Source organism: Citrobacter enshiensis (assembly GCF_029338175.1).
In the GTDB taxonomy this organism is placed as follows: Bacteria; Pseudomonadota; Gammaproteobacteria; order Enterobacterales; family Enterobacteriaceae; genus Citrobacter_D; species Citrobacter_D enshiensis.
This window is the reverse complement of the sequence record NZ_CP119862.1, coordinates 926,365-938,023: the sequence shown is the minus strand read 5'-3', so window position 1 is coordinate 938,023 and position 11,659 is coordinate 926,365. Positions and strand designations below refer to the sequence as shown.

Annotated in this window: 12 protein-coding genes; 6 read left to right on the top strand and 6 right to left on the bottom strand. The window is 54.4% G+C overall.

Features of this window, described 5'->3' with window-relative positions; all coding sequences use genetic code 11:
• The first annotated feature begins 3 nt into the window (after positions 1-3).
• The 4 genes from fucI (at position 4) to fucR (ending at position 4,510) form a co-directional block, all read left to right on the top strand.
• The gene (gene fucI, locus P2W74_RS04515) at positions 4-1,779 is read left to right on the top strand and encodes an L-fucose isomerase (RefSeq protein ID WP_276294072.1); all 1,776 of its coding nucleotides are present in this window, start codon (positions 4-6) and stop codon (positions 1,777-1,779) included.
• Between the two features lie 125 nt (positions 1,780-1,904).
• Positions 1,905-3,323, top strand: a complete 1,419-nt coding sequence (fucK, locus tag P2W74_RS04510; protein ID WP_276294071.1) for an L-fuculokinase — start codon at positions 1,905-1,907, stop codon at positions 3,321-3,323.
• A gap of 1 nt (position 3,324) precedes the next feature.
• Positions 3,325-3,747, top strand: a complete 423-nt coding sequence (fucU, locus tag P2W74_RS04505) for an L-fucose mutarotase (protein ID WP_276294070.1) — start codon at positions 3,325-3,327, stop codon at positions 3,745-3,747.
• Positions 3,748-3,790: 43 nt separating this feature from the next.
• On the top strand, positions 3,791-4,510 hold the full coding sequence (gene fucR, locus P2W74_RS04500) for an L-fucose operon activator (protein ID WP_276294069.1): 720 nt from the start codon (positions 3,791-3,793) through the stop codon (positions 4,508-4,510).
• A gap of 19 nt (positions 4,511-4,529) precedes the next feature.
• Here fucR and rlmM read toward each other — a convergent pair whose 3' ends face one another.
• The 4 genes from rlmM to P2W74_RS04480 all read right to left on the bottom strand — a co-directional run bounded on the left by rlmM (position 4,530) and on the right by P2W74_RS04480 (position 7,531).
• A complete protein-coding gene (gene rlmM, locus P2W74_RS04495) occupies positions 4,530-5,630 on the bottom strand; it encodes a 23S rRNA (cytidine(2498)-2'-O)-methyltransferase RlmM (protein ID WP_276294068.1) in 1,101 nt (366 codons plus the stop codon).
• A complete protein-coding gene (locus P2W74_RS04490; RefSeq protein WP_192613313.1) occupies positions 5,623-6,018 on the bottom strand; it encodes a DUF423 domain-containing protein in 396 nt (131 codons plus the stop codon). The genes rlmM and P2W74_RS04490 overlap by 8 nt, the downstream gene beginning before the upstream one ends.
• 17 nt (positions 6,019-6,035) lie before the next feature.
• A complete protein-coding gene (gcvA, locus tag P2W74_RS04485) occupies positions 6,036-6,953 on the bottom strand; it encodes a glycine cleavage system transcriptional regulator GcvA (protein WP_276294067.1) in 918 nt (305 codons plus the stop codon).
• A 350-nt stretch (positions 6,954-7,303) separates the two neighbouring features.
• Positions 7,304-7,531 carry a YgdI/YgdR family lipoprotein gene (locus P2W74_RS04480; RefSeq protein ID WP_276294066.1) on the bottom strand — a complete coding sequence of 76 codons (228 nt, stop codon included), beginning with the start codon at positions 7,529-7,531 and terminating at the stop codon, positions 7,304-7,306.
• Positions 7,532-7,723: 192 nt separating this feature from the next.
• On the opposite strand from P2W74_RS04480, the gene csdA reads away from it, so the two are divergent.
• Together csdA and csdE are read left to right on the top strand one after the other, a co-directional pair.
• Positions 7,724-8,929: a cysteine desulfurase CsdA gene (gene csdA / locus P2W74_RS04475; RefSeq protein ID WP_276294065.1), complete on the top strand. Its 1,206-nt coding sequence runs from the start codon at positions 7,724-7,726 to the stop codon at positions 8,927-8,929.
• Positions 8,929-9,372, top strand: coding sequence for a cysteine desulfurase sulfur acceptor subunit CsdE (gene csdE / locus P2W74_RS04470; RefSeq protein WP_276294064.1), 444 nt, complete (start codon positions 8,929-8,931; stop codon positions 9,370-9,372). Before csdA ends, csdE begins: the two co-directional genes overlap by 1 nt.
• 100 nt (positions 9,373-9,472) lie before the next feature.
• Here the strand turns inward: csdE and tcdA are convergent, their stop codons facing one another.
• A complete protein-coding gene (gene tcdA / locus P2W74_RS04465; protein WP_203360150.1) occupies positions 9,473-10,279 on the bottom strand; it encodes a tRNA cyclic N6-threonylcarbamoyladenosine(37) synthase TcdA in 807 nt (268 codons plus the stop codon).
• Positions 10,280-10,355: 76 nt separating this feature from the next.
• Positions 10,356-11,453 carry a murein transglycosylase A gene (mltA, locus tag P2W74_RS04460; RefSeq protein WP_276294063.1) on the bottom strand — a complete coding sequence of 366 codons (1,098 nt, stop codon included), beginning with the start codon at positions 11,451-11,453 and terminating at the stop codon, positions 10,356-10,358.
• Positions 11,454-11,659 lie beyond the last annotated feature (206 nt).

Below are 11,659 nucleotides of genomic sequence, written 5' to 3'. Positions count from 1 at the left end.
CGAATGAAGAAAATCAGCCTACCGAAAATTGGTATTCGCCCGGTCATTGATGGACGCCGCATGGGCGTGCGTGAATCGCTGGAAACGCAGACCATGAATATGGCGAAGGCCACCGCGGCCCTTCTTACCGAGAAGCTCCGCCACGCCTGCGGCACCCCCGTTGAGTGTGTCATTTCGGATACCTGTATCGCAGGTATGGCAGAATCCGCAGCCTGCGAAGAGAAATTCAGCAGTCAAAATGTTGGCTTAACCATTACCGTCACGCCGTGCTGGTGCTACGGCAGTGAAACGATAGATATGGATCCCACGCGACCAAAAGCCATTTGGGGATTCAATGGTACGGAACGCCCGGGGGCGGTGTATCTGGCCGCTGCGCTGGCCGCCCACAGTCAAAAGGGACTCCCCGCGTTTTCCATTTACGGTCAGGACGTACAGGATGCCAATGACACCTCAATTCCGGCCGACGTGGAAGAAAAACTGCTGCGCTTCACCAGAGCGGGTTTAGCTGTCGCCACGATGAAAGGCAAAAGCTATCTCTCGCTGGGCGGGGTTTCGATGGGCATTGCCGGTTCCATCGTCGATCACGATTTCTTCGAATCCTGGCTGGGTATGAAAGTACAGGCCGTCGACATGACCGAACTGCGCCGCCGCATCGATCATAAAATTTATGACGAAACCGAGCTGGAAATGGCGCTGGCCTGGGCCGATCAGCACTTCCGCTATGGCGAAGATAAAAACGCCCAGCAGTACCAGCGCAACGCCGAACAAAACCGGGAGATCCTGCGCGAAAGCCTGCTGATGGCGATGTGTATTCGCGACATGATGCAGGGTAACAGTAAACTGGCGGAGATCGGTCGCGTAGAAGAATCATTGGGCTACAACGCCATTGCTGCGGGCTTCCAGGGACAGCGTCACTGGACCGATCAATACCCCAATGGCGACACGGCTGAAGCGCTGCTGAACAGCTCCTTTGACTGGAACGGTATACGCGAACCTTTTGTTGTGGCGACCGAAAACGACAGTCTGAATGGTGTGGCGATGCTGTTCGGACATCAGCTCACCGGCACGGCACAAGTGTTCGCCGATGTGCGCACCTACTGGTCGCCGGAAGCCGTAGAGCGCGTGACGGGACAACCGCTGACCGGGCTGGCGGAACACGGCATCATCCACCTGATCAACTCGGGTTCTGCCGCCCTCGACGGCACGTGCAAACAGCGCGATAACGAAGGCAAACCGACCATGAAACCTCACTGGGATATCAGCCCCAAAGAGGCAGATGATTGCCTGGCGGCAACCGAATGGTGCCCGGCAATCCACGAATATTTCCGTGGCGGCGGCTACTCTTCGCGCTTCCTGACTGAAGGCGGCGTGCCGTTCACCATGACGCGCGTAAACATCATCAAAGGTCTGGGTCCGGTACTGCAAATTGCCGAAGGCTGGAGCGTCGAACTGCCGAAAGAAGTTCATGACACCCTCGACAAACGTACCGACTCCAGTTGGCCAACGACCTGGTTCGCCCCGCGTCTGACGGGACAAGGCCCCTTCACCGACGTCTATTCCGTGATGGCAAACTGGGGAGCAAACCACGGCGTGCTGACCATTGGACACGTCGGAGCTGATTTCATTACCCTCGCCGCGATGCTGCGCATTCCGGTTTGCATGCACAACGTGGAACCGGCACAGATCTATCGTCCCTCTTCCTGGTCAGCGCACGGTATGGACATCGAAGGCCAGGATTACCGCGCCTGCGAGAACTACGGTCCGCTGTACAAACGTTGATGTGTCCCGCTCTCTAATTACTTTGCCCGGTGGCGCAAGCTTGCCGGGCCTACAACAACGCATTGTTTAGTGGTTTTGTAGGCCGGAGAAGCGCAATGCCATCCGGCAAAGTTCCAGGAGTTTTTATGAAGCAAGAGGTTATTCTGGTTCTCGACTGCGGCGCAACCAACGTACGGGCCATCGCCGTCGACCGCCAGGGAAACATTGTCGCCCGGGCCGCAACCCCCAATGCCAGCGAACTCGCCACGGAAAATACCGCCTGGCATCAGTGGTCGCTGGAGGACATTTTGCAGCGCTTTGCCGATTGCTGCCAAACGCTCTCTGCGCAACTCTCAGCATGCCAGATACGCGGCATTACGGTCACCACGTTTGGTGTCGATGGCGCGCTGGTCGATGAACACGGCAAGCTACTTTATCCGATCATCAGCTGGAAATGCCCGCGCACTGCCACAGTGATGAACAACATCAGCCGCATGATGACGCCACAGCGGTTGCAGGAAATTTCCGGGGTTGGCGCATTCAGCTTCAACACATTGTATAAACTACTGTGGCTCACAGAGAATCATCCTCACCTGCCTGAACAGGCTCATGCCTGGCTGTTTATTTCATCCTTAATCAACCATCGTTTGACCGGTGAGTTCACCACCGACATCACCATGGCAGGAACCAGCCAGTTACTGGATATCCACCAGCGCGATTTTAGTCCGGAGATCCTGCAGGCCGCCGGTTTGCCACGCCGTCTGTTTCCACGGTTAGTCGAAGCGGGAGAGAAAATCGGCACGCTGCAATCCGACATCGCTCGTCGACTGGGATTACCGGCGGGTATTCCGGTGATTTCCGCCGGGCACGACACGCAATTTGCCTTGTTTGGCGCGGGTGCCCAGCAGGATGAGCCCGTGCTGTCCTCCGGAACATGGGAAATTCTGATGGTACGCAGTTCCCGGGTAGATACCCCGTTGTTAAGTCAGTATCCCGGTTCAACCGCTGAACTGGACAGCCAGCGAGGCCTCACCAATCCGGGAATGCAGTGGCTGGCGTCCGGGGTGCTGGAGTGGGTACGCACACTGCTGTGGAGCCCGGAGACGCCCTGGCAAACGCTGATTGATGAAGCGCGCGCCATCCCCGCAGGCGCCGACGGCGTGAAAATGCACAGCGATCTGTTGACCAACGCGCAGGCCGGATGGCAGGGCGTCTCGCTCACCAGCACCCGGGGCCACTTGTACCGTGCCGCACTCGAGTCATTAACGGCTCAACTCAGGCAAAACCTGCAGACGCTGGAAAAGATCGGTCAGTTCAGGGCGACAGAGCTGCTGCTGGTAGGCGGTGGCAGCCGTAACGCGCTGTGGAATCAAATTAAAGCCGACACGCTTGGCATTCCGATCAAAGTGCTGGATGACGCAGAAACCACCGTTGCCGGCGCGGCGATGTTCGCCTGGTTTGGCGTGGGGGAATTTGCCAGCCCGGAACAGGCCAGAGCGCAAGTGCGTTATCAGTATCGTTATTTTTATCCACAAACCGAATCCGAACGCATTGAGGAAGTGTGAAATGCTGAAAACAATTTCGCCGTTAATTTCCCCTGAACTACTGAAAGTCATGGCACAAATGGGCCATGGGGATGAAATTATCTTTTCTGACGCCCATTTCCCGGCTCACAGCCTGGGGCCGCAGGTTATCCGCGCCGACGGTCTGATGGTCAGCGACCTCCTCAGGGCCATCATTCCACTGTTTGAACTGGACAGCTACGCTCCGCCGTTGGTGATGATGGCCGCCGTTGAGGGGGATTCGCTCGACCCGGAGGTAGAGTCCCGCTATCGTGATGCGCTCTCCTTGCAAGGCATATGCCCTGACATTTCCCGTATCGACCGCTTTGCATTCTACGAACGGGCGCAAAAAGCCTTTGCAATCGTGATAACCGGTGAACGGGCAAAATACGGCAATATTCTTTTAAAGAAAGGCGTTACGCCGTAATCTCATCCCCTGGCAGGTGTACACGAATGATGGAGTGAGAAAAATGAAGACGACACGCCAGAATGCGATTGTAGACCTGCTCATTCATAACCAAAGCCTGACCACGGAGACGCTGGCTGCACGGCTTAACGTCAGTCAGGAGACCATTCGACGCGATCTGAACGCGCTGCAATCGCAGGGAAAAGTACGACGTCACCACGGACGCGCCACACTGATTCATCGGGAAAATCCGGACGGTGGCGCCCCCTTTCATCTTCGACGGAAAAGTCACTACGCGCACAAAGCGGACATTGCCCGCGAAGCGCTGACCTGGATAGAAGAAGGGATGGTGATCGCGCTGGACGCCAGCTCGACATGCTGGCATCTCGCCCGCCAGCTACCGGACATTAACCTGCAGGTGTTCACCAACAGCCACCCGATTTGCCTTGAACTGGGAAGGCGCGAGCAGATCCAGCTCATCAGTTCTGGCGGCACGCTACAACGCAAACACGGCTGCTATGTCAATCCGTCGTTGCTCTCGCAGCTAAAACCGCTCGACATTGACCTGTTTATTTTCTCCTGCGAAGGGATCGATAACCGCGGCATATTGTGGGATTCCAGCACGTTCAATGCGGATTTCAAATCCACGTTGCTGAAACGCGCATCACAATCGTTATTGCTGATCGATAAGAGTAAATTCAATCGTTCGGGAGAGGCGCAGATTGGGCATCTGGATGATGTGACGCATATTGTGTCGGACACAAGACAGGTTGAGGCCGGATAACGCACCCGGCCTCCGGATGTTATCGCTCGTCGCGACGACCGCCGACGGCAGCCCACAAACGACGCACGTGCACCGTCACTTCTTCACGGTCATGATAAAGCTGACGCGCCTGAATCTGCGCATTAATGTGGTGTTCATCAAGTTGAGCCTGAATATACGCCAGGTTCTGCGACACTTCTTCGTAGCGCTTTTTCATCGGCAGCTTAAGGTTGAAGATAGTCTCACGGCACCAGCCATTGACCAGCCACTGTGCCATCAGCGCGGCCACTTTTGCAGGCTTCTCCACCATATCGCAGACCATCCACGAGATGTTGTTGCGATTCGGGCGGTACTTAAATCCGTCTTCACGCAGCCAGGTCACCTGCCCGGTATCCATCAGGCTTTGCGCCATCGGACCATTATCAACGGAGTAAACCCACATGTTCCGTTTCACCAGCTGATAAGTCCAACCGCCAGGACAGGCACCTAAATCCACCGCATACATACCGTTTGCCAGACGCTCATCCCACTCATCTGCCGGAATAAAAACATGCAGCGCTTCTTCCAGCTTCAGCGTTGAACGACTCGGCGCATCAGCCGGGAACTTCAGACGCGGGATGCCCATGTAAAACGGTGAGTTATTATCAGGCCAGGAATAGCCGGTGTAACAACAGCCCGGCGCGATAAAGAAAACATGGACGACCGGACGTTTTGGCGTTTCATATTTTGCCAGTACGCCGGCTTCGCGCAGCGCCGCGCGCAGCGGTACGGTAAATTTGCGGCAAAACTTGACCAACTCTTTGCTTTCGTTGGTGTCAGCCACTTCGACACGCAGGTCGCCGCCTTTCTCCACAACGCCCTGCAGCATACCGACAATCGGTGTAATGCGGTCTTCCGGCGGCAAATATTGCAGCAACTCACCGACGACAAACATTTGGCGGGCAAAAATCAGCGAACTGAACGGCAGTTCTTTCACTAACTTTTCCGCATCATCCTGCTGATAGCACTCATAAATAACGTAACCCGCATTGTCTTTCACGCGAGCGAAACCAAACACTTCCCGACGAGTTGCTTTATCCGTGATTTCTGCAGCACACTCTTTTTCAAACCCCGGGCGACACAACAACACAACCTTATTCATGACTAACGCTCTTACGTTTCAAACGGATGGCGCCAATTAACATCAGCACCCAACCTGCCAGAAAACTCACGCCGCCGACAGGAGTAACAAACGCCCACAGGCGTAAATGGGACAGCGCCAGGCAATAGAGGCTGCCGCTAAACAGCACCGTGCCTAAGGCCAGAAAAACGCTGCTCCAGTAAAACCAGATACTGATGCGTCGCTGCATAGCAACCGCAAGACCAAAAATCGCCAGCGTGTGAAATGCCTGATATTCAAGGCCGGTCTGGATCCAACCCATTTCAACCACGCCAAGGGTCTTGCTCAGGACATGCGCCCCAAAGGCGCCCAGAGCAACAAAAATGAAGCCGCTAATGGCGGCGAAAATCAGCATAAAACGGCTGGTCATGGCAGTACCTACATAAATTATTGGTCGTAACGAAAGCGGAATTTTTCTTGTTCAGTGGCCGCTTTTGCCAGTATCCACTGACGAAAAGCAGCTATTTTACCCAGTTCTGCCTGACTGTCATGACAAACCAGATAAAAAGCATTTTTGCTGACCAGAACATCATTAAACGGACAAACAAGACGTCCGGCCTCAATTTCGGACTGCGCCATCACGTTATTGGCCAACGCGACACCCTGTCCATGGATGGCAGCCTGCAGCACCATTGCGCTGTGGCTGAAGATAGGTCCCTGCTGCACATTAATATGATTCAGCCCCAACTGGCGGGTATAGGTTTGCCAGTCACGCCGTGAAGCATCATGCAGTAACGTATGCTGTGCCAGATCCGCCGGCGTCTTCAGTGGTTTGTCGCCGGTGAGCAGCAAGGGCGAACAGACTGGCAGTAAATATTCTGCGTACAATTTTTCGACACGCAAACCCGGCCAGTTCCCGCGCCCATAAAAAATCGCGACGTCCACGTCATCCGCCAGTTTATCTTCCTGGCGATCCACAGCCTGAATTCTGACATCGATCCCCGGATAAGCTGAATTAAAGCTTGTGAGTCTGGGCACCAGCCATTGAATGGCAAAACTGGGCAATAAACTGACGGTTAAGGCACCTTTTGCACTGCGTGCCTGAAGTTTACGCGTCGCTTCGGTTAATTGCGAAAAAATCTCTTTAATGTCGAGGAAATAGCTTTGCCCTTCCTCCGTCAGGAGGAGCGATCGGTTGCGACGGCGAAACAGCTTAAGTCCCAAAAAATCCTCAAGAGACTTGATTTGGTGGCTTACTGCGGCCTGTGTCACAAAAAGCTCTTCTGCCGCGCGCGTGAAGCTCAAATGCCTTGCGGCGGCATCAAAAACACGTAATGCATTCAGGGGTGGTAATCGTTTTGACATGGGTTTTAAACTTTGATGTTAAAAGAATTTAACAATTAGGTAACGTTATGTAACCTATTAGTTTTTTTAATCTGAGCCATTATAATTTGTCCGTTGAGGTTCTACCAGCAAATACCTATAGTGGCGTCACTTCCTGAGCCGGAACGAAAAGTTTTATCGGAATGCGTGTTCTGGTGAGCTTTTGGCTTACGGTTGTGATGTTGTGTTGTTGTGTTTGCAATTGGTCTGCGATTCAGACCACGGTAGCAAGGCTACCCTTTTTCACTTCCTGTACATTTACCCTGTCTGTCCATAGTGATTAATGTAGCACCGCCAAATTGCGGTGCTTTTTTTTGCCCATGACTGACCGGTTAATGATCCAGTTCAACCATCTCTTTCACGTCAGTACGATTAATCTGCTGTTTGTTGCCGTTAGCGTCCTTATACGAAATCATCCCCGTTTCATCATCTGTCCTCGGTTTCCCCTCAGAGACAATGGTTCGCCCATCATTGGTGTGCATCACATAATTGGAACCGGAACAGGCGCTGAGGGCAAAACTCAGCATACAGGCAGAGATAATGGCGGCTGTCTTATTCATCTTCTTCTCCTTACAGCGATTTATGCTATCTAAATAAATGTTCATAACAGGCAAAAGCATTTGCCCAACACTATTCAGCATAAGCCACTGGTCGGATTTCACATGGATAAGCAGACGATTCCGAGGGTCAGGACAAACCTTGTATCAGGGCTCTTTTTGCGCCACGATCTGTTGACTGAACAGAGGAATTCCATGAACGCTTTTAATCCCGCGCAGTTTCGTGCGCAGTTTCCCGCACTCATTGATGCCGGTGTCTATCTCGACAGCGCCGCCACCGCCCTCAAACCGCAGGCGGTGATCGACGCCACGCATCAGTTTTACAGTCTGAGCGCCGGAAACGTCCATCGCAGCCAATTCGCCGAAGCCCAGCGCCTGACCGCACGTTACGAGGCGGCCAGAGAAAAAGTCGCGCAGTTGATCAATGCCCCCGACGACAAAGCGATCGTCTGGACCCGAGGCACCACAGAAGCGATCAACATGGTGGCGCAAAGCTACGCCCGCCCTCGCCTGCAACCGGGTGATGAAATCATTGTGAGCGCAGCCGAGCACCATGCCAATCTCGTGCCCTGGCTGATGGTGGCAGAGCAGACGGGCGCAAAGGTCGTCAAACTGCCGCTCAATGCGCATTTTGTTCCCGATGTTGAGCGTCTGTCCGATTTGATTACCCCGCGCAGCCGCATTCTCGCGTTGGGACAAATGTCCAACGTGACGGGCGGATGCCCGGATTTGGCACGCGCGATCGCGATCGCGCATGCTGCCGGGATGATCGTGATGGTCGATGGCGCGCAAGGGGCGGTGCATTTCCCCGCCGACGTACAGCTACTCGACATCGATTTCTACGCATTCTCAGGCCACAAACTGTATGGCCCGACCGGCATTGGCGTACTCTACGGTAAACCAGAACTGCTGGATGCGATGTCGCCCTGGCTCGGTGGCGGCAAAATGATCAATGAAGTCAGCTTCGAGGGATTTACCACGCAATCCGCGCCGTGGAAGCTGGAAGCGGGGACGCCGAACGTTGCAGGGGTTATTGGCCTGAGCGCCGCGCTGGAATGGCTGGCGGAGATCGATATCGTGCAGGCCGAAAGCTGGAGTCGTGGGCTGGCCACTCTGGCAGAAGAAGCACTGGCTACCCGTCCGGGTTTTCGCTCGTTCCGCTGCCAGGACTCCAGCCTGCTGGCCTTCGACTTTGCCGGGGTACACCACAGCGATATGGTGACGTTACTGGCTGAATATGGCATCGCGCTACGTGCCGGACAGCACTGCGCTCAACCGTTATTGGCGGAAATGGGCGTCACCGGGACTTTGCGCGCCTCTTTTGCGCCGTATAATACAAAGAGCGATGTCGATGCGTTGGTCAATGCGATTGACCGCGCGCTGGAAATACTGGTGGATTAATGACAAACCCTCTGTTCGCTGGACACCCGTTTGGCACAAACGTAACCGAAGAGACGTTACGTAATACGTTCACCCCGCTGACACAGTGGGAGGATAAATATCGCCAATTGATCCTGCTGGGAAAGCAGCTTCCCGCGTTACCGGAAGCGTTAAAAGCACAGGCAAAAGAGATTGCCGGATGTGAAAACCGCGTCTGGTTGGGGCATACCCTGTCGGCCAATGGCACCCTGCACTTTTTTGGTGACAGTGAAGGCCGTATTGTGCGCGGCCTGTTGGCCGTATTGCTCACGGCGATAGAAGGTAAAACCGCGACTGAATTGCTGGCCACATCCCCGCTGTCGTTGTTTGATGAACTGGGTTTACGCGCGCAGCTCAGCGCTTCGCGCAGCCAGGGGCTGAATGCACTTAGCGAGGCTGTTGTGGAGGCAGCCCGCAACGTGTGAGGATTGTTTGTTGTGCCGGATGGCGGCGCTGATGCGCCTTATCCGGCCTGCAAAGCCGTACGAACCGTAGGTCGGATAAGCGTAGCGCCATCCGACACCATTAAGCCTCGCGAGCCGCTTTTGCCATCATTTTCTTCAGCGCGTGGGAAACAGCAACAAAACCGAAAGTGGCGGTCACCATGGTCGCCGCACCGAATCCAGAGGCGCAGTCCATGCGTTTTGGCCCTTCCGCCGTCGCTTTCATTGCGCAGACAGACCCGTCCGACTGCGGATACACCAGCGCTTCGGTAGAGAACACGCAGTCAACGCCCAGCTTGCCTTTGCTGTTTTTGACCACGCCAAAATCACTTTTCAACCGCTCACGCAGTTTTGCCGCCAGCGGATCCTGAATGGTTTTCGCTAAATCGACGACCTGAATCTGCGTAGGGTCGATCTGCCCACCCGCACCGCCGGTGGTGACCAGCGGAATTTTATTACGCCGACAATACGCAATCAGCGCCGCTTTCGGGCGTACGCTGTCAATCGCATCGATCACATATGAAAAACCCGCATTCATATACTCAGCAACGTTATCCGGCGTCACGAAATCATCGACAACGTTCACCCGGCATTCCGGGTTGATCAGACGGATACGATCCGCCATCACTTCCGCTTTCGCCAGCCCAACGTTATCGCGCAGGGCATGAATTTGACGATTCGTATTGGTGACGCAAACGTCATCCATATCAATCAGCGTGATCGCGCCAATTCCGGTTCGCGCCAGCGCTTCTGCCGCCCACGACCCCACCCCACCGATCCCAACCACGCAGATATGCGCGTCGGCAAACAGCTGCAGCGCTTTTTCACCATACAGGCGCGCGGTGCCGCCAAAACGCTGACGCCAGGCATCACTTATCACAACAGACATACAACCTCAGAATTAAAAAGGGTGAGAATATCCTCACCCTGTCTTTTCCGTAGAAATGGTGTTCAGAATACCATAATCAGCCGCTAAACACGTTACCTGCGCCAGGCGCGCTCTTCAGCACCCAGACACGACCATAGTGATTATACCAGCCTGCACGGTGCCCGGCGTCCGCGCCAATGCCCTGGTAAATGTCAAAGTGCTGGCCTTTAATTGCGCCGCCGACATCCAGCGCCACCATCAGGCGCAGTTCATACTGGCCGGTAAACTTACCGTCATTATCCAGCAGCGGCACTTCCGCCAGCAGCGTTGTGCCCGGAGGAATAATGCTACGGTCTGAGGCAACAGAGGCGCGACCAATCAACGGTACCGCGCTGGCCCCTTTCACCGGTGCATAAGATTGCGGTTTAAAGAAGACAAATGAAGGGTTCTGCTCCAGCAGCTCGCGCACTTCTGCTTCGCTGTGCGTTTCACCCCAATGGCGAATCGCCTGCATCGACATATCTTCTTTCTTTACTTCACCCCGGTCGATCAGCACTTTACCGATACTGCGGTAAGCATGGCCGTTTTTCCCGGAATAGCTGAAGAAGTTGAGCGGGCTGCCGTCGCCAAAATCAATATAGCCGCTGCCCTGTACATCCATGATGAAGTTATCCATCAACGAATTACTGTAAGCCAGAATGTAGCTGTCGCTCAGTGCGCCGGAGTAGATCTCCGCACGGGACGGCAGGCGTCCGCGTTTTGGCGGCATCCGGTAAATCGGGTACTGGAACTCTCCCTGACGCGTATGGCGCGCCTGGATGACTGGCGTGTAATAGCCGGTGAACTGTACGTTGCCGTAGTTATCCGCGCCTTCCATCTGCCAGGCATCAATACCGAACTGACGCATACTGCGCGTATCACCGCCAGCACGCAGCCAGTCCTGAACAGCGCTATAAACGTTGCTCTGATTACCATATAAACGCGGTGATGAACTGCGAATCTGATTCACCTGCTCGGCAAAATCGCCCGCGTTAATCGGCGCGCCGACCGCATCAGGTTGGTTCACCAGTGAGAAAGGCTGGGTAAACTTCCCGTCTTTATACTGCTGTCCGCGATCGGTGGGTTTAGAGGAACACGCAGCAAGCATCGCCACGACGGCTCCGGTGAGAAGATATTTTGCCCAACGTCCTTTCATTGTTCTCGTCTTTAAGTTGCCAATAATGCGAGATGAAGATAACAAACCCCCGGACCTAATGAAATGCGCAGACAGCCCTTGCCGCAAATTTTGTGCAAAAAACGAGCCGTCAGGACTATTTTTAACCACTCTCGTACCAAATTTATGATCTGGTTAAAAAAAGGGTTGCATGAAAACGTTAGCAGAGTATAGTGCGCATCCACGGA